We start from the raw sequence: 16,498 nt of genomic DNA, 5'->3' as shown, positions 1-16,498 counted from the left end.
TCTTCGGCGCCGGCCGGGCCGGGCCTGCGTGTCGTCTCCTGAGCGGAGGTCCCGGGTCAGGCCCCGGCGGGGGGCGGGGCGGTGGTCGCCCGTTCCGTCAGGACCGGGGCGACGCCGATCCGCTGGGCGGGCCCGCCGGGGACGCCGCCGCGGATCCGGTCCATCAGGGCGCCCATCGCCAGCCGGCCGAGCTCGCGGGCGTCCGGGCCGACCGTGGTCACCCCGGCGGCCCCGGCCCCCGGCGGGTCACCGTGGACGACCAGCGACACGTCCTCGGGGACGCGCCGGCCGGCCCGGAGCAGCGCGGCCAGCGCGGCGGTCCCGCCCGGGTCGCCGAGCGCGAGCACCGCGGTGGGCGGCCCGGTCGCGCCCGGCGGCCCGCCGGGCCCGCCGTCGAGCGCGTTGCCGAGCGCGTCCGGGAGCCCGCCGGGCCCGGTGCTGAGCGCGTCCGGGACGGTCAGGACACTCGCGTGGGCGGACGGGCCGGCCCCGTCCATCGCGGCGAGGAAGGCGCGGCGCAGGGACGCCGAGCGTCCGTCCAGGTCGAGGCAGGCGATCCGGCGGTGCCCGAGCGCGGTCAGATGGGCGACCGCCTGCGCGGCCTCGGCGGCGGCGTCGCCGGTCACGCGGTCCACCCGGTCCGACCGCACCGCGCGGCCGACCACGGTGATCGCGCAGCCCGCCGCGGCCCGGTCGAGGTCGGCCGCGGCGATCCGCGGACCGGCCAGCACCAGCCCGTCCAGCCGCAGGTCGAGCAGGTCCTCCACCGCGGCCCGCTCCAGGGCCGGCCGGCCCCGCCCGGTCGTCAGCAGCAGCCGCACGTCGCGCCGGGCCGCCTCGTCGGCCAGCCCGTCGTGGATCCGCGCGTACAGCGGCTGGTGCAGGTCGGCCAGCAGCACCCCGACGATGCCGGTCCGGCCCGCGGCCAGGCCCCGGGCCATGGCGTTGGGCCGGTAGCCGAGCTCGCGGGCGGCGGCGAGCACGGCCGCGCGCCGCTCCTCGCCGACCTTCGGGGATCCGCGCATCACCAGGGAGACCAGGGCGCGGGAGACGCCGGCCCGCGCGGCGACGTCCTCCAGAGTCGGATGGGGCATGCTCGGCGCGGCTCCTCTGCGTGACACGGACTGCCGAGCGGGACGTTAACAGCTACGAGAGCGTCCGGCGGGCCGTCGGCGATACCGTGGCTCCCCGTCCCCGGCGGACGGGGCCGGAGCCGGGAGACGGGTCCCGCCGTGAGCGCGCGGACGGTCAGCGTTCGACGAGCGTGAGGGCGAACGAGTAGCGGCTGGCCCGGTAGACGTGCGACCCGTACTCGATCGAGCGGCCCTTGTCGTCGAAGGCCGTGCGGGTCATGGTGAGCAGCGGGACGCCGCGGCGCTCGTCCAGCAGCCTGGCCTCGGCCGCCGTCGCGCCGCGCGCGCCGATGGCCTGGTGCGCGACGCGCAGGTTGATGCCGGACGTGCGGAGCAGTTCGTACAGGCCGTGCCCGGCCAGGTCGTCGGCGGTGAAGTCGACCAGGTCGGTCGGCAGGTGGTTGGTGAGCAGCGCCAGCGGCTCGGCGCCGGTGAACCGCAGCCGGCGCATCCGGGTGACCTCGGTGCCGGGCGGCACGCCGAGCTCCTTGGCCACCTGGTCCTCGGCCGGCCCCGAGTCCAGGGCGAGCACCTCGGTGCGAGGCTCGCGCCCCGCCGCGGCCAGGTCGTCGTGCAGGCTGGTGAGCTCGACCGGCCGGCGCACCTGGGCCTGCACCACCTGGGTGCCGACCCCCCGCTTGCGCACCAGCAGCCCCTTGTCGACCAGGTGCTGGATCGCCTGGCGGACAGTGGGGCGCGACAGCCCGCAGCGGTCGGCGAGCTGGACCTCGTTCTCCAGCCGGTCGCCCGGAGCCGGATCGCCCGCGCGGATCGCCGCCTCGAGCTGCTGGGCCAGCTGGAAGTACAGCGGGACCGGGCTGCCGCGGTCCACGGACACGACTGGACGGTTCACCCGATGTCCCCTCCCGGATCAGATAGGGGCCATCGTACTTGTTCTTCCTGGCTATCTCATTACCTCATGATGTCATGACAAACTATTGACATCATGTCGCGCCGTTCAGCAGACTCGGCGTGCCGGCGCACGACCGGGCGCCGCACGCGCAGGGCGGGAAGGGTGAGCCGATGGGCATGGACCGGATCGCGGGAGCCCCGATCTCATGGGGAGTGTGCGAGGTGCCCGGGTGGGGCCTTCAGCTGCCCTCCGCGCGGGTGCTGGAGGAGATGGGCGGGCTCGGGCTGGCCGCGGCCGAGTTCGGGCCGGACGGCTTCCTGCCGTCCGGCGCCGCGGAGCGGGCGGCCCTGCTGCGGCGTCACGGGTTGCGTCCCGTCGGCGGGTTCGTCCCCGCCGTGCTGCACGATCCGGAACGCGACCCGCTGCCGGAAGTGGAGCGGGCGTTGTCCGGATTTGGGGTGGAACGTTCCAGTTCAGTGGGGGCGGGCCCGCCGCTCACCCTGGTGCTCGCCGCCGCCACCGGGCTCGACGGATACGACGAGCGCCCGGTCCTGAACGCGGCGGCCTGGACGACCCTGCTCGGCAACCTGGACCGGATCGCCGCCCGCGCGGCGGAGCTCGGCGTCCAGGCGACGCTGCACCCGCACGTCGGCACCGTGGTCGAGCGCCGGGAGGAGGTGCACCGCGTGCTCGACGGCGCGGCGATCCCGCTGTGCCTGGACACCGGCCACCTGCTGATCGGCGGCACCGACCCGGTCGAGCTCGCCGCCCGCGCGCCGGACCGGATCGCACACGTCCACCTCAAGGACGTGGACGCCGAACTGGCCGACGGGGTCCGCTGCGGCCGGTCCACCTACACCGATGCCGTCCGGGCCGGGATCTACCGGCCGCTCGGAGCGGGCGACGTCGACGTCGCCGCGCTCCTGTCGTCCCTGGAAGGCGTGGGCTACGACGGCTGGTACGTACTGGAGCAGGACGTCGTCCTGGCGGACGAGCCCGCGCCCGGCACCGGTCCGTGCGACGACGTGCGCGCGAGCCTGGGCTTCCTCGCCGGGGTCCTCGCGTGACGGGCGCCCACGAGGTGACGGCGCTCCTGGAAGGGTTGACGGCATGACCGTGGAGACACCGCGCCCTCAGGGCCCGCCGGGCGGATCGCGCGCCGGGCGGACGAACGAACTGACCGAGATCCGGGCGTCCCGGCCCGGCGCGATCGCCGAGGCGGCGGCCAGGCGGGTCCGCCGCGAGAGGCTGCTCGGGCCGTCCGGCCGGCTGATGCTGCTGGCCGCCGACCACCCGGCGCGCGGCGCGCTCGCGGCCGGCGGCGACCCGATGGCGATGGCCGACCGCGGCGACCTGCTCGACCGGCTCTGCCTCGCGTTGGCCCGCCCCGGCGTCGACGGCGTGCTCGGCACCCCCGACGTGCTGGAGGACCTGCTCCTGCTCGGCGCGCTGGACGGCAAGGTGGTGATCGGCTCGATGAACCGCGGCGGGCTGGCCGGCGCCTCGTTCGAGATCGACGACCGGTTCACCGCCTACGACGCCGCCGCCCTCGCCGCGGCCCGGCTGGATGGCGGCAAGATGCTGCTGCGCCTGGACGACGGCGACCCGGCCACCGCCGGCACGCTGGAGCGCTGCGCGCACGCGGTGTCCGCGCTCGCCGCGCAGGGGCTGATGGCGATGGTGGAGCCGTTCGTGTCGCACCGGGTCGACGGCCGGGTGCGCAACGTGCTCACCCCGGAGGCGATGATCCGGGCGATCTCGGTCGCGACCGGGCTCGGCGTCACCTCCGCCCGCACCTGGCTGAAGGTGCCGGTGGTGCCGGACATGGAACGGGTGATGGCCGCCTCGACGCTGCCCGCGCTGCTGCTCGGCGGCGAGGTCGCGGGCGACCCGCGGGCCGCGCTCGCGGGCTGGCGGCGGGCGCTGCGGCTGCCCACCGTGAAGGGGCTGGTCGTCGGCCGGTCCCTGCTGTACCCCTCTGACGGTGACGTGGCGGCGGCCGTGGACGCCGCGGTGGAGGCGCTGTGACCGGGACGTTCCACCTGCCCGCCGGGACCGCGGCGGCCCCGCCCTACGAACTGGAGATCACGCCCGAGCGCGCGGGCTGGGAGTACAGCGCGCTGCGCGTCCTGGAACTGCCCCCGGGCGGGACGCACACCTTCGGCACCGGCGGGTTCGAGACGCTCGTGCTGCCGCTGTCGGGCGGCTGCCGGGTGGCCTGCGACGGCGCGGACTTCGAGATCACCGGACGCGCGAGCGTGTTCTCCCGGGTGACCGACTTCGCCTACGTGCCGCGCGACGCGCGGGTCACCGTGACGAGCGCGGCGGGCGGCCGGTTCGCGCTGCCCGCCGCGCGCTGCCCCGACCGCCTGGTCCCGCGCTACGGCCCGGCCGAGGACGTGCAGGTCGAGCTGCGCGGCGCCGGGCGGGCCAGCCGCCAGGTCAACAACTTCTGCACCCCCGGGGCGTTCCCGCACGCGAGCCGCCTGATCGCCTGCGAGGTGCTCACCCCGGACGGCAACTGGTCGTCCTACCCGCCGCACAAGCACGACGAGGACCGGCCCGGCGAGTCCGTCCTGGAGGAGATCTACTACTTCGAGGTCGCGGGCCCGTCCGGCATCGCCTACCAGCGGGTGTACGGCAGCACCGACGTGCTCGCCGAGGTGCGCGGCGGCGACGCCGTCCTCATCCCGCACGGCTGGCACGGACCGTCGATGGCGGTGCCCGGGTACGACCTCTACTACCTGAACGTGATGGCCGGGCCGTCGTCCGAGCGCGCGTGGCGGATCTGCGACGACCCCGACCACGCCTGGGTCCGCGACACCTGGCCCGGCCAGGAGACCGACCCGAGGCTTCCGCTGACCTCCCGGGAGGAACGATGACCAGGCTGACGGTGGGACAGGCGGTCGTGCGGTTCCTGGCCGCGCAGTCGTCCGAGCGCGACGGCGAGCGGCGCCGGTTCTTCGCGGGCTGCTTCGGGATTTTCGGGCACGGGAACGTGGCGGGTCTCGGGCAGGGGCTGCTGGAGGAGGGCTTCCCCTACCTCATGGCCCGCAACGAGCAGGGCATGGTGCACGCGGCGGCGGGCTACGCGCGGATGAGCGACCGCCTCGCGACGTTCGCCTGCACGACGTCGATCGGCCCCGGCGCGACGAACCTGGTGACGGGCGCGGCGCTGGCGACCATCAACCGGCTCCCGGTGCTGCTGCTGCCCGGGGACGTCTTCGCCACCCGTCCCGCCAACCCGGTGCTCCAGGAGCTGGAGGACCCGCGCTCCTACGACGTGTCGGTGAACGACTGCCTGAAGCCGGTGTCGCGGTTCTGGGACCGGATCGACCGCCCCGAGCAGCTCCCGTCCGCGCTGCTGGGCGCGATGCGGGTGCTGACCGACCCGGCGGAGACGGGCGCGGTGACGCTCGCGCTGCCGCAGGACGTGCAGGCCGAGGCCTACGACTGGCCGGACGAGCTGTTCGCGGCCCGCGTCTGGCACGTGCCCCGGCCGGTCCCCGAGCCGGCCGCCCTCGCCCGCGCCGCCGCCCTGCTGCGCGGCGCCGAGCGGCCCCTGATCGTCGCGGGCGGCGGCGTCCTCTACTCCCGGGCGACGGCCGCGCTCCGCGCGTTCGCCGAGCGGACGGGCGTCCCGGTCGCCGAGACGCAGGCGGGCAAGGGCGCGCTGCCCTGGGACCACGCGTGCGCCGTCGGCGCGATCGGCGCGACCGGGACCACCGCCGCCAACGCGCTGGCCCGCGAGGCCGACGTCGTCCTTGGGATCGGGACCCGGTACAGCGACTTCACGACCGCGTCGCGCAGCCTGTTCGCCCGTCCCGGCGTCCGGTTCGTGAACCTCAACGTGGCCGCCTTCGACGCCGCCAAGCACGCGGGGGAGGCGCTGACCGCCGACGCCCGCGCCGGGCTGACCGCCCTCGACGGCGCGCTCGGCGGATGGTCGGTCCCCGCCGGCCACCGCGCCGAGGCCCGCGAGCTCGCCGGACGGTGGAACGCCGTCACCGACCGGGCGTTCGCCCTCGGCCGCACCCCGCTGCCCGCGCAGTCGGAGATCATCGGCGCGGTGAACGAGGTCGCGGGCCCGCGCGACGTGGTGGTCTGCGCGGCCGGCTCGATGCCGGGCGACCTGCACAAGCTGTGGCGGACCCGGGACCCCAAGGGCTACCACGTGGAGTACGGATTCTCCTGCATGGGCTACGAGATCGCGGGCGGGCTCGGGGTGAAGCTCGCCGACCCGTCCCGCGAGGTGTTCGTGCTGGTGGGCGACGGCTCGTACCTGATGATGGCACAGGAGCTGGCGACCGCCGTCGCCGAGGACGTCAAGCTCGTCGTCGTGCTGGTGCAGAACCACGGCTACGCCTCCATCGGCGCCCTGTCGGAGTCGGTCGGCGCGCAGCGCTTCGGCACCGGCTACCGGGCGCGCACCGGCACCGGCCTGGACGGCGATCGGCTCCCGGTCGACCTGGCCGCCAACGCCGCGAGCCTCGGCGCCGACGTCCTGCGCGCGTCGGGCGTCTCCGAGTTCCGCGCCGCGCTGGAGCAGGCGGCCCGGTCGTCCCGGACGACCGTCGTGCATGTGGAGACCGACCCGCTCGCCCCGGCACCGGGCAGCGACGCGTGGTGGGACGTCCCGGTCGCCGAGGTGTCGGCGCTGGACTCCACCCGCCAGGCCCGCGCCCGCTACGACAAGGACCGCCGCGCCCAGCGCCGCCACCTGTGACCCCAGACCCCGAAGGGAATCCCATGCGCTCAATCCAGCACTGGATCGGCGGAGTACCGGTCGCCGGCGGCGACGCCCTCCCGGTGTACGACCCGGCGACCGGGCGGACGCTGGCCGAAGTGCCCCTCGGCCGCGAGGCCGAGGTCGACGCGGCGGTGACCGCCGCCGCCGAGGCGTTCGCCTCCTGGCAGGACGTGCCGGTCACCGGCCGCGCGCGGATCATGTTCGCCTTCCGCGACCTGCTGGAACGGCACGAGGACGACCTCGCCCGCATCATCACCGCCGAGCACGGCAAGGTGCTGGACGACGCCCGCGGCGAGATCGTCCGGGGCCGGGAGGTCGTCGAGTTCGCCTGCGGCATCCCCCAGCTCCTCAAGGGCGACTACTCCGACCAGGTCTCCACCGGCGTGGACGCTTTCTCCTTCCGGCAGCCGCTCGGCGTCTGCGCCGGGATCGTGCCGTTCAACTTTCCGGTCATGGTTCCGCTGTGGATGCACCCGATCGCGATCGCCTGCGGCAACGCCTTCGTGCTCAAGCCGAGCGAGCAGGTGCCGTCGGCCGCCAACCTGATCGCCGAGCTGTACGCCGACGCGGGCCTGCCCGCCGGGGTGTTCAACGTCCTGCACGGGGACGGCGGCACCGCCGCCGCGCTGACCGCCCACCCCGGCGTGGCCGCGGTGTCGTTCGTCGGCTCCACGCCCGTCGCCCGCCGGGTGCACCGGGCCGCCAGTGAGTCCGGCAAGCGGGTCCAGGCGCTCGGCGGCGCTAAGAACCACGCCGTCGTCCTGCCGGACGCCGACCTCGACCACGCCGCCGACCAGATCACCGCCGCGGCGTACGGGTCGGCGGGGCAGCGCTGCATGGCGATCTCCGTGGTGGTCGCGGTGGGGAAGTCGGCGGACCCGCTGGTGCAGCGGCTCGCGGACCGGGCCCGCGCGATCAAGGTCGGGGCCGGCGCCGACCCGGCCAGCGAGATGGGCCCGGTGATCAGTCCGGCCGCGCGGACCCGCGTCGCCGGGCACGTCGAGGCCGCCGGGCGGGACGGCGCGGCCGTGCTCGTCGACGGGCGCGACCTGCCCGGACCCGGGTTCTTCGTCGGGCCCTGCCTGCTCGACCGGGTCACCCCCGCGATGGCCGCCTACCGGGAGGAGATCTTCGGCCCGGTCCTGCTGGTGCTGCGCGCGGCCACGCCGGACGAGGCGGTGGCGGTCATCAACGCCAACCCGTACGGCAACGGGACGGCGGTCTTCACCCGGTCGGGCGAGGCCGCGCGCCGCTTCCAGCGCGAGGTGCACGTCGGGATGATCGGCGTGAACGTCCCGGTCCCGGTGCCGATGGCGTTCCACTCGTTCGGCGGCTGGAAGTCCTCGCTCTTCGGCGACACTCACATGCACGGGCCCGAGGGGGTGCGCTTCTACACCCGGGCGAAGGCCGTCACCACGCGCTGGCCGTCGTCGTCGGCGCCGTCCGCCCCGCCCGAGCTGGCCTTCCCCACCGCCGACTGACCGGCCGCGCGGCCCCCGGCGCCCCGCCGCCCCGCCGCTCCGGAGGGCCGTCGGGGCGTCGGGCCGTCGGGGGAGGACGGTCAGGACACCTTCATGCCGGACGCGATGCGGTCGCCGACCGACGGGTCGATCTTGCGCCAGTAGGCGACGGCGTTGTCCAGCACCGTGCCCGACACCCCCTTGGACAGGTGCCCGACCACGTTGGTGACCAGGCGGTCGCGGGCCGCGTCGTCCATCACCTCGCGCACCAGGTTCCCCGGCTGGGTGAAGTCGTCGTCCTCGGCGTGCAGGGTGTAGGCCTCGCGGACCAGCTCGCCCGCCTCGACCAGCCAGCTCGCCTCCTCGACGTTCTCCTGCTGGGCCGCGTCCGGCCCGCCGAAGGAGTTGGGGTGGTAGACCGCGCCGGTGTCGGCCGGATAATGCCGCATCGGGCCGTCCTTGGCGTACGAGCGGACGTCCACGTGCGGGCGGTTGGGCGGCAGCTCGGCGTAGTTCACGCCGATCCGGTAGCGGTGCGTGTCGGCGTAGGAGAACAGCCGCGACAGCAGCATCTTGTCCGGCGACGGTCCGATCCCCGGCACGAGGTTGGACGGCTCGAACGCGGCCTGCTCGATATGGATGTGGTAGTTGTCCGGATTCTCCTTCAGCGTCATCCGGCCGACCTCGATCAGCGGGTAGTCGGCGTGCGGCCACACCTTGGTGAGGTCGAACGGGTTGAACCGGTAGGACGCCGCGTCCTCGAACGGCATGATCTGCACCTTGAGCGTCCAGGACGGGTGGTCGCCCCGGTCGATCGCGGAGTGCAGGTCGCGCAGGTAGTGGTCGGTGTCCTCGCCCGCCATCGCGTCGGCCTCGGCCTGGGTGTAGAACGCGTTGCCCTGGTCGGTGAGGAAGTGGTACTTCACCCACACCTTCTTGCCGGCGCCGTTGATCCACATGTAGGTGTGCGAGCTGAACCCGTCCATGTGCCGCCAGTTCCGCGGCACCCCGCGGTCGCCCAGCAGCCAGGTGACCTGGTGCGCGGACTCCGGCGACAGGGACCAGTAGTCCCACTGCATCGTGTTGTCGCGCAGGTGCGTCTCGGGGTGCCGCTTCTGCGAGCGGATGAAGTCCTGGAACTTCTGCGGGTCGCGCATGAAGAACACCGGGGTGTTGTTGCCGACCATGTCGTAGTTGCCGTGCCGGGTGTAGAACTTCAGCGCGAACCCGCGCGGGTCGCGCCAGGTGTCGGGGCTGCCGAGCTCCCCGGCCACGCTGGAGAAGCGCGCCAGCATCGGGGTCGACCGGCCGGGCTGGAACAGGTCGGCCCGGGTGTACCCGCTGACGTCGCCGGTCACCTCGAACACGCCGTACGCGCCGCCGCCCTTGGCGTGCACCACGCGTTCGGGCACCCGCTCCCGGTTGAACTGCGCCATCTTCTCGACGAGGTAGACGTCGTGCAGGAGCAGGGGGCCGTCGGCGCCCACGCTCAGCGACTGCTCGTCGCTCCCGACGGGAATCCCCGCGTTCGTCGTGGTGTGGCCGCCGGAGTTCGGCATCCCGGTCATCGAACTACCCCCGTATCACGATGAGTGAGATATTGATCGCTCCCCGTGTCATGCTCGCATATCGCGCGCCGCAACCCCGGTGCCGCCCCTGCGCCCCCGGCGCTCCGGCACCCGCCCCGGTACGGACCCGGTATGGCGGGGGTCAACAACGGGAGCCGCGCCGTTGACCGCCCGGACTGGACGGGTAAAGGGCGATCACTACCGATTTCGGGGGGACGTCATGACGGGGAAGTTCGTGATCATCAAGGACAAGGCCGGCGCGTTCCGCTTCAAGCTCGTCGCCGGCAATGGCGAGACCATCGCCGTCAGCGAGGGGTACGGAAGCAAGGCCGGCGCGCTGCACGGCGTCGAGTCGGTCCGCACCAACGCGCAGGCGGCCAAGGTCGAGGACCGCACCCAGAAGGTCTGACCCGCTGCCGGCCCGCTGCCGGCCCGTCGCCGCACGGCCGTGCGGACGGCGCGTATTACGACTGTAGTAGCGTGTTCGCGGCCTCGCTCCCGGCCGCGCGCCGGGCAGCGGGCCCGCCGGCGGGCCCGGGGCCCGCGTACGAGGAACATCACCAGGGAGACGCGGCTGATGAGTGCCGACGGGAGTACGAAGGCCGTCACGATGGCGCTGGCCGCCAACTTCGGGATCGCGGTCACCAAGTTCCTGGCCTTCGCGCTGACGGGGTCCTCGTCGATGCTGGCCGAGGCGATCCACTCGGTCGCCGACTCCAGCAACCAGGCACTGCTCCTGATCGGCGGCAGGCGGGCCAAGCGGCGGGCGACCCCCGAGCACCCGTTCGGGTACGGGCGCGAGCGCTACATCTACGCGTTCATCGTGGCGATCGTGCTGTTCACCCTCGGCGGGCTGTTCGCGCTCTACGAGGGCTGGCACAAGATCCGCGACCCGCATCCGATCACCGAATGGCAGTGGGTGCCGGTCGTGGTGCTGCTCGTCGCGATCGTGCTGGAGGCGACCGCGCTGCGCACCGCCGTCAAGGAGTCCAACCAGGTGCGCGGCAAGGCCGGCTGGTTCCAGTTCGTCCGGCGGTCCAAGGCGCCCGAGCTGCCGGCGATCCTGCTGGAGGACACCGGCGCGCTGCTCGGCCTGGTCTTCGCGCTGGCCGGCGTCGGGCTCACCCTCGCCACCGGCGACGGCGTCTGGGACGGCATCGGCACCGGGGCCATCGGCGTCCTGCTGTGCGTGATCGCGATCGTGTTCGCGACCGAGGTCAAGAGCCTGCTGATCGGCGAGTCCGCGAGCGACGAGCACGTCCGGCTGATCCGCGCGGCCATCCTGGCCGGCGACGACGTCGACACCGTCATCCACCTGCGCACCATGCACCTCGGCCCGGAGGAGCTGCTGGTCGCCGCCAAGATCGCCATCGATCTGGACGACGACGCGCGGGACGTGGCCCAGGCCATCAACGGAGCCGAGGCGCGGATCCGCGAATCGGTTCCGATCGCCCGGCTGATCTTCATCGAGCCCGACATCCTGCGCGGCGGGCACTCCACCTCGACGACCGCGCCCGCCCCGGGCCTGGAGTAGGGCACCGCGGCAGGAGGCGGCCGGATGCCGGTGCCCCCTCCGCACCGGCCGCGCGATGTGCCGGGATGCGAACCGCCACCAGGCGGGGCCGGGCGTCGGCGGCTCCAGGGGCTGACGTGCCGGCGCCCGCCGGCGGCGGTCCGTCCTACAGCTCGAATTCGCTGGGGGAGAGGTCGACGGCGAAGCACGCCTCCCGCACGACGGCCTTCTCCTGGTCGTCGAAGTTGCCGTCGGCGCCGCCGATGATGATGCCGATCTGGATGACGGCGCGGGCCTCGGCGGGCTTCTTCTTCACCTTGCCGATGTCCTGGAGGACGCTGACCTTGCCGAAGTCGAAGTCGGCGGTGAGCTTGTCGACGTAGGCGTTGAAGCGCCGCTGGAGGTCGTCGGCCGGGAAGTTCTGGAGCACCTCGTTGGAGGCGATGAGCGTCGCGGTGCGCTGCCGCTCGCTCGGGTCGACCGAGCCGTCGGCCGCGGCGACCAGCGCGCAGACGGCCATGCTCGCGTCGCGGAACGCGCCGCTCTTGAGGTCGTTCTTCTTCGCCATGAGCTGGGTCTGCATCGTCTGAGTCGAGTCGCGCAGCTTGTCCCAAAAAGCCATTGAATGCCTCCACGTCGCCGTTGGTCTGCCTGGACTGTAGCCGATCTACGACAAGTGTCGTAGCAGGCGCCGACCCCGGCGGCCGGCCGCAGGATGGGCACCCGCCGACGACACTACCCGGCGGTCCCGCCCCCGTCCGGTGAGGTCGCCGCGCGCGTCCGGCCTGGCCGTCCGCCCGCCGGACCCCGGCTCGCGGCTCGCGGCCCGTCGTTTCGCGGGGCCGCCGCGGCCGATCGTCATCCGGACGTCAAAGGTGTGCCTTGCGCGGGCAAATTCGCATGCCTCCGGATTATCGACCATGGGTCAAGGGGAGGTAGGGCCAAGGATCGGAATGGTCTTCCAGGTAATGGCGTGTTCGATCGTCTGCGCCGTTCTGGTGTGCGGGCGGGGGAGGAATGACATGGGGAAGGTCAAGAGAGAACATGAGGGGCACGGCGAGCGGACCGGGGCGGAAGTCCTCTCTTCGGCGGAATACGCCGCCGAGCTGAAGTACGAGTCGAGCGGCAGGCTCGTCGAGGCCGGCTGCGGAGGCACGTCCGACGGGCTCGAGCAGCACGTCTGCATGGGTCTGAGCGCCTGCCACGGATTCGACGTCGACGGCCAGGCGTACATGGCGGGCACCGGGAGCTGCGCCACGGTCCGGCACGTCTGCCACGGTGAGGGCCAGTGCCGCGGCCAGGGCGGCTGCGGCTACGCCGGCGCCGACTCGGAGCAGTGGCGTCCGGGCGATCAGGCGTGCCGATACAACGGGAGCTGCGCGAGCCCGATCAACATCAGCCGGGTGTTCTGTGCGGGCCCGATGAAGGGCAAGAGCGTCTGGATGCAGGCGCGCCGCCAGATGGAGGACCGGATGAACCGGGCGAGCCTGGCCTATGGCCCCGCACCCGGCGAGGGCATTCCCAACGGAATGCTGCCGGAATATGACATTGACGACGAAGAAATTCCTCCCAAGCCGAAATCCGCGTCCCCATCGGACGACGGTTCCTCGACGGCCCGATGACGGCACCCGTTTCCGGGGGCGGGCCGCTGGGATTCGGGGTCGGACTGCGCACGCCGCACCTGGAGCACGTGCGGCGCCACGAGCCGCGGGTCGGATTCTTCGAGGTCATCTCGGAGAACTACCTGACGTCCCAGGGCGGGCGCCGCAAGGGGCTCGCCGAGATCGCCGAACGGTACCCGATCGTCCTGCACGGGGTCTCGCTGTCGATCGGCAGCACCGACCCTCTCGATTTCGACTACCTCACCCGCCTGCGGCGGCTCGCCGCCGAGACGCGGGCCGAATGGGTGTCCGACCACGTCTGCTGGACGGGCGTGCTGGGCCTCAACACCCACGACCTGCTGCCGATGCCGTTCACCGAGGAGTCCCTCGCGCACGTGGTGCGGCGCGTCCGCACCGTGCAGGACTTCCTGGGACGGCGGCTGGTGCTGGAGAACCCCAGCAGCTACGTCGAGTTCACCGGCTCCTCCATGACCGAGCCCGAGTTCCTGGCCCGGATGGCCGACGACGCCGACTGCGGCCTGCTGCTCGACGTCAACAACGTGTACGTGTCGGCGGTGAACCACGGGTTCGACCCGGCCGGGTACCTGAGCGTGCTGCCGGCCGGCCGGGTGGCGCAGATGCACCTGGCCGGCCACTCCGACCACGGCACCCACCTCATCGACACCCACGACGGCCCGGTCGCCGACCCGGTCTGGGAGCTGTACGCCCGCGCGGTCGCCGCGACCGGAGGGGACGTGCCGACGCTGCTGGAATGGGACGACAAGCTGCCCGGCTTCCCCGTCCTGGAAGCCGAGCTGGACAAGGCGCGCCGGGTCGCCGAGACGGCGGGAGGCCGCGCCCATGCCTGAGCTCGACGGCCTCGCCGGGCTCCAGCGCTGGATGCAGCACGCGATCCTCGACCCGGAGGGGGTCACCGCGTCGGCCGGCGAGGTGCTGACCGCCTCGTCCGGGATGACCGCGCGGGAACGGCTCGCCATCTACTGGCGCGGCTACCGGCTGCGCCTGCTGGAGTGCATGCGCGAGCTGCATCCGGGCCTGATCCACCTGCTCGGGGAGGAGCTGTTCGACGCGTTCGCCCTGGAGTACCTGGACTCCTGCCCGCCGCGGGACTTCACCCTGTCCCGCTTGGACGCCGGGTTCGCCGGCCACCTGGCCGAGACCCGGCCCGACACCGGCCTCCCGCCCGCGGAGCGGCAGCCGTGGGTCGACGTGATGATCGACCTGGCCCGGTTCGAACGGGCGGTGACCGAGGTGCTCGACGGGCCGGGCACCGAGGACGGCCCCGTGCTGGACGCGGCCGACCTCGCGCTGCACGCCGCCGACCTCGCGAGTACCGCGGGCGCCGCGGGACCGGGCGGGACGATGTCCCCGCACGGCGGCGGCGGGGGACCGGCCGGCTGGCGGCTGGCGACCGCGCCGTGCCTGCGGCTGCTGCGGCTGTCCTTCCCCGCGCACCAGTACGCGACCGCCGTACGGCACGGCCAGGACCCGCCGTTCCCCGCACTGGGGACGACGTACCTGGCCGTCGGCCGCCGCGACTACGCGATCACGATCCACGAGCTCGGCCCGCGCCCCTTCCGGGCGCTGCGCGACCTGAGCCGGGGCGCCACCGTCGGCACCGCGCTGCGCGGAGCGGCCCGCGAACGCGGCCCGGCGTGGCTGCGGCACTGGGCCGGGCTGGGGTTCTTCACCGCCATCGAACGGCCGGCGGCGCCCGCCCGCCCGTCCCGTGCCCGCGCGCACGGACCCCGTCCCACCATGAACTCGGTAGAGAGGGCAGCACGATGACCGCCACGACCACGACGGCCGTCCCGGCGCAGACGATCAGGCCGCTGCTCCCGGGCAAGGGGATCACCACCGTGCGGGAGCTGGCCGACCATCTGCACGTCGCCGCCCAGGTGGAGCTGTCCACGATCCCGCTGTTCCTGTACTCCGCCTACTCCCTCAAGACCCAGGGGCACTCGCAGTGGGCGGCGCAGCGCGGGGTCCTGCGCACCCTGATCGGGGTCTCCATCGAGGAGATGCTGCACCTGGCGCTGGTCCGCAACCTGATGGTCGCCATCGGGCACGGCGACGAGATCAAGTTCTACGATCCGAAGTTCGTCCCGGTCTTCCCCAGCGACATGCTGAACCGGAACGACCCCGCCGACCCCGACGGTGCCAGGATCCGCCTGGAGCTGAAGGCGCTGTCGACCGCGCACGTGCGGACGTTCCGCCGGGTGGAGCAGCCCGACAGCATCCCGCCGCGCGCGGCCGGCGCCGTCCCGGACCCCGCGGAGGTCGGGCAGTACACCAGCCTGGGCGCCTTCTACCGGGCCATCGAAAAGGGCTTCGCCAAGCTGAACAAGGAAAAGAAGATCAGCTGGGACCTGGCGAACGTCAGAAAGCAGTACCACCGCGGATTCTGGAACGAATTCGGCAGCGGGACGCCGATCAGGGTGTACGACTACAAGACCGCCAAGGCCGCCTTGGAGCTCATCATCGAACAGGGCGAGGGAAGCACCAAGGAGCACGAGCGCATCCAGATCAGGCCCGGCATCGAGGACTACACGCACTACGAGAAGTTCCGCCGGATCGAGAAGGAGATCGAGGGCATCGGCGCAGGTGACGCCACCTCCAAGAACGAGATCTCGATCAACGATCCCCGGGTCGTCTGGCCGGTCGTCGACAACCCCAGGCTCAAGAAGTACAAGAGCCTCCCGAACGTCCACGCGCTCATGGAACTGTTCAACGCGTGCTACTGCTACACGCTGTGCCTGCTCGACGAGCTGTATCAGAACACCACCAAGGACGAGCGCGAGGAGACCATTCCCGGCACCGAGCGCACTGAGCTCTTCAGCCGCCGGTACGAGCTCGAGCGTAACGGCATCGCCGCGATGCAGGGAATCCTCTATCCGATCGCGCAGGCCCTGGTCACCACGCCGGTGGACATGAAGCACACCGCCGGGCCCTCCTTCGAGTTCTACCGGTTCGGCGAGCGCGGCGCGGAGACCAAGAAGGACGAGCTCGTCCGGCTGTGCGAGACCGCGATCGGGTACCACCCGAAACTGGGCGGCGACGACGGCGTCCGCCGCCAGATCTCGCTGCTGACGGAGATCTGAACCGGGCGGAGCGCCGCCGCAGGACCGTGCCGTCCCGCGGCGGCGCTCCGCGGCGCCACCGGTGGGGCACCGCCACGGGCACCGTCACGGGCGGCGCCGATCGTCCTAGCGGCTGAGCACCTTCTCCAGCTCCCGCTTGTTCATCTGGGACCGTCCCTGGATGTTGCGGCGCTTGGCCTCGGCGTAGAGCTGTTCCTTGGTCCGCCCGCCGGGGCCCAGGCCGCGGCCCGAACGTCGGCCGCCCCGCTTCTGCGGCGATTCGGTCTCCGTCGAGATCCTGCTCGCCCGCCGTGCCTCGCCCGTCCGCGCGCGGTTCTTGTTGACGGTCCGCGCGGCGATCTCCTCGGCGCGCCGTTCGCCGGCGCCCCGCTTCTTCTGCGAGTCCTTGATGTCCTCGTACTGGCGTTCCCTCTTGTCGCTCCATGCCCGCGGCATGACCGCCCCCTCGGCGAGATTCCGGGATCCGGGCCGGCGACCTGCGCCGATGCCCGATTCGCG

16 protein-coding genes are annotated in these 16,498 nt (G+C 73.1%); 11 read left to right on the top strand and 5 right to left on the bottom strand.

Annotated elements, in window-relative coordinates:
• Nucleotides 1–56: 56 nt before the first annotated feature.
• Together QP090_RS19240 and QP090_RS19235 are read right to left on the bottom strand one after the other, a co-directional pair.
• On the bottom strand, nt 57–1,094 hold the full coding sequence (locus QP090_RS19240; RefSeq protein ID WP_285940384.1) for a LacI family DNA-binding transcriptional regulator: 1,038 nt from the start codon (nt 1,092–1,094) through the stop codon (nt 57–59).
• Nucleotides 1,095–1,248: 154 nt separating this feature from the next.
• The gene (locus QP090_RS19235) at nt 1,249–1,971 is read right to left on the bottom strand and encodes a GntR family transcriptional regulator (RefSeq protein ID WP_285940383.1); all 723 of its coding nucleotides are present in this window, start codon (nt 1,969–1,971) and stop codon (nt 1,249–1,251) included.
• Between the two features lie 134 nt (nt 1,972–2,105).
• Here QP090_RS19235 and QP090_RS19230 point away from each other — a divergent pair, with 134 nt between their 5' ends.
• The 5 genes from QP090_RS19230 to QP090_RS19210 are packed head-to-tail and all read left to right on the top strand — an operon-like array spanning nt 2,106 to nt 8,217.
• The gene (locus QP090_RS19230; RefSeq protein WP_285940382.1) at nt 2,106–3,053 is read left to right on the top strand and encodes a TIM barrel protein; all 948 of its coding nucleotides are present in this window, start codon (nt 2,106–2,108) and stop codon (nt 3,051–3,053) included.
• Between the two features lie 43 nt (nt 3,054–3,096).
• The gene (locus tag QP090_RS19225) at nt 3,097–4,014 is read left to right on the top strand and encodes a Cgl0159 family (beta/alpha)8-fold protein (protein WP_285940381.1); all 918 of its coding nucleotides are present in this window, start codon (nt 3,097–3,099) and stop codon (nt 4,012–4,014) included.
• Nucleotides 4,011–4,868 (top strand): 5-deoxy-glucuronate isomerase, encoded by an 858-nt coding sequence (gene iolB / locus QP090_RS19220; RefSeq protein ID WP_285940380.1) that lies wholly within the window; start codon nt 4,011–4,013, stop codon nt 4,866–4,868. Before QP090_RS19225 ends, iolB begins: the two co-directional genes overlap by 4 nt.
• Nucleotides 4,865–6,712 (top strand): 3D-(3,5/4)-trihydroxycyclohexane-1,2-dione acylhydrolase (decyclizing), encoded by a 1,848-nt coding sequence (gene iolD, locus QP090_RS19215; protein WP_285940379.1) that lies wholly within the window; start codon nt 4,865–4,867, stop codon nt 6,710–6,712. Before iolB ends, iolD begins: the two co-directional genes overlap by 4 nt.
• A 23-nt stretch (nt 6,713–6,735) precedes the next feature.
• Nucleotides 6,736–8,217: a CoA-acylating methylmalonate-semialdehyde dehydrogenase gene (locus tag QP090_RS19210; protein ID WP_285940378.1), complete on the top strand. Its 1,482-nt coding sequence runs from the start codon at nt 6,736–6,738 to the stop codon at nt 8,215–8,217.
• Between the two features lie 80 nt (nt 8,218–8,297).
• Here the strand turns inward: QP090_RS19210 and QP090_RS19205 are convergent, their stop codons facing one another.
• Nucleotides 8,298–9,764: a catalase gene (locus QP090_RS19205; RefSeq protein ID WP_285940377.1), complete on the bottom strand. Its 1,467-nt coding sequence runs from the start codon at nt 9,762–9,764 to the stop codon at nt 8,298–8,300.
• A 220-nt stretch (nt 9,765–9,984) separates the two neighbouring features.
• On the opposite strand from QP090_RS19205, the gene QP090_RS19200 reads away from it, so the two are divergent.
• Together QP090_RS19200 and QP090_RS19195 are read left to right on the top strand one after the other, a co-directional pair.
• Complete coding sequence (locus QP090_RS19200; protein ID WP_285940376.1) at nt 9,985–10,173, top strand: YegP family protein; 189 nt, start codon at nt 9,985–9,987, stop codon at nt 10,171–10,173.
• Between the two features lie 168 nt (nt 10,174–10,341).
• Complete coding sequence (locus QP090_RS19195) at nt 10,342–11,298, top strand: cation diffusion facilitator family transporter (protein ID WP_285940375.1); 957 nt, start codon at nt 10,342–10,344, stop codon at nt 11,296–11,298.
• Between the two features lie 145 nt (nt 11,299–11,443).
• Here the strand turns inward: QP090_RS19195 and QP090_RS19190 are convergent, their stop codons facing one another.
• Nucleotides 11,444–11,899 carry a tellurite resistance TerB family protein gene (locus QP090_RS19190; RefSeq protein WP_285940373.1) on the bottom strand — a complete coding sequence of 152 codons (456 nt, stop codon included), beginning with the start codon at nt 11,897–11,899 and terminating at the stop codon, nt 11,444–11,446.
• 400 nt (nt 11,900–12,299) lie between these two features.
• On the opposite strand from QP090_RS19190, the gene QP090_RS19185 reads away from it, so the two are divergent.
• The 4 genes from QP090_RS19185 to QP090_RS19170 are packed head-to-tail and all read left to right on the top strand — an operon-like array spanning nt 12,300 to nt 16,000.
• Nucleotides 12,300–12,899, top strand: a complete 600-nt coding sequence (locus QP090_RS19185) for a hypothetical protein (RefSeq protein ID WP_285940372.1) — start codon at nt 12,300–12,302, stop codon at nt 12,897–12,899.
• Complete coding sequence (gene bufB / locus QP090_RS19180) at nt 12,896–13,747, top strand: MNIO family bufferin maturase (protein WP_285940370.1); 852 nt, start codon at nt 12,896–12,898, stop codon at nt 13,745–13,747. Before QP090_RS19185 ends, bufB begins: the two co-directional genes overlap by 4 nt.
• A complete protein-coding gene (locus tag QP090_RS19175; protein ID WP_285940369.1) occupies nt 13,740–14,687 on the top strand; it encodes an HvfC/BufC N-terminal domain-containing protein in 948 nt (315 codons plus the stop codon). The genes bufB and QP090_RS19175 overlap by 8 nt, the downstream gene beginning before the upstream one ends.
• Nucleotides 14,684–16,000 carry a ferritin-like domain-containing protein gene (locus QP090_RS19170; RefSeq protein WP_285940367.1) on the top strand — a complete coding sequence of 439 codons (1,317 nt, stop codon included), beginning with the start codon at nt 14,684–14,686 and terminating at the stop codon, nt 15,998–16,000. The genes QP090_RS19175 and QP090_RS19170 overlap by 4 nt, the downstream gene beginning before the upstream one ends.
• Nucleotides 16,001–16,105: 105 nt before the next feature.
• On the opposite strand, the gene QP090_RS19165 is transcribed toward QP090_RS19170, so the two are convergent.
• Nucleotides 16,106–16,435: a hypothetical protein gene (locus tag QP090_RS19165; protein WP_285940366.1), complete on the bottom strand. Its 330-nt coding sequence runs from the start codon at nt 16,433–16,435 to the stop codon at nt 16,106–16,108.
• Nucleotides 16,436–16,498: the final 63 nt, after the last annotated feature.

It is taken from the genome of Actinomadura xylanilytica (assembly GCF_030283145.1).
Taxonomy (GTDB): Bacteria; Actinomycetota; Actinomycetes; order Streptosporangiales; family Streptosporangiaceae; genus Spirillospora; species Spirillospora xylanilytica.
Note: the sequence above shows the minus strand (reverse complement) of the source record. Positions and strands in the feature narration are given on the sequence as shown.

Excerpts from the sequence above, each read along its gene's own strand:
- QP090_RS19240 (WP_285940384.1), bottom strand. The coding sequence starts at position 1,094 with ATGCCCCATCCGACTCTGGAGGACGTCGCCGCGCGGGCCGGCGTCTCC.
- QP090_RS19225 (WP_285940381.1), top strand. The coding sequence starts at position 3,097 with ATGACCGTGGAGACACCGCGCCCTCAGGGCCCGCCGGGCGGATCGCGC.
- iolD (WP_285940379.1), top strand. The coding sequence starts at position 4,865 with ATGACCAGGCTGACGGTGGGACAGGCGGTCGTGCGGTTCCTGGCCGCG.
- QP090_RS19210 (WP_285940378.1), top strand. The coding sequence starts at position 6,736 with ATGCGCTCAATCCAGCACTGGATCGGCGGAGTACCGGTCGCCGGCGGC.
- QP090_RS19205 (WP_285940377.1), bottom strand. The coding sequence starts at position 9,764 with ATGACCGGGATGCCGAACTCCGGCGGCCACACCACGACGAACGCGGGG.
- QP090_RS19200 (WP_285940376.1), top strand. The coding sequence starts at position 9,985 with ATGACGGGGAAGTTCGTGATCATCAAGGACAAGGCCGGCGCGTTCCGC.
- QP090_RS19195 (WP_285940375.1), top strand. The coding sequence starts at position 10,342 with ATGAGTGCCGACGGGAGTACGAAGGCCGTCACGATGGCGCTGGCCGCC.
- QP090_RS19190 (WP_285940373.1), bottom strand. The coding sequence starts at position 11,899 with ATGGCTTTTTGGGACAAGCTGCGCGACTCGACTCAGACGATGCAGACC.
- QP090_RS19185 (WP_285940372.1), top strand. The coding sequence starts at position 12,300 with ATGGGGAAGGTCAAGAGAGAACATGAGGGGCACGGCGAGCGGACCGGG.
- bufB (WP_285940370.1), top strand. The coding sequence starts at position 12,896 with ATGACGGCACCCGTTTCCGGGGGCGGGCCGCTGGGATTCGGGGTCGGA.
- QP090_RS19175 (WP_285940369.1), top strand. The coding sequence starts at position 13,740 with ATGCCTGAGCTCGACGGCCTCGCCGGGCTCCAGCGCTGGATGCAGCAC.
- QP090_RS19170 (WP_285940367.1), top strand. The coding sequence starts at position 14,684 with ATGACCGCCACGACCACGACGGCCGTCCCGGCGCAGACGATCAGGCCG.
- QP090_RS19165 (WP_285940366.1), bottom strand. The coding sequence starts at position 16,435 with ATGCCGCGGGCATGGAGCGACAAGAGGGAACGCCAGTACGAGGACATC.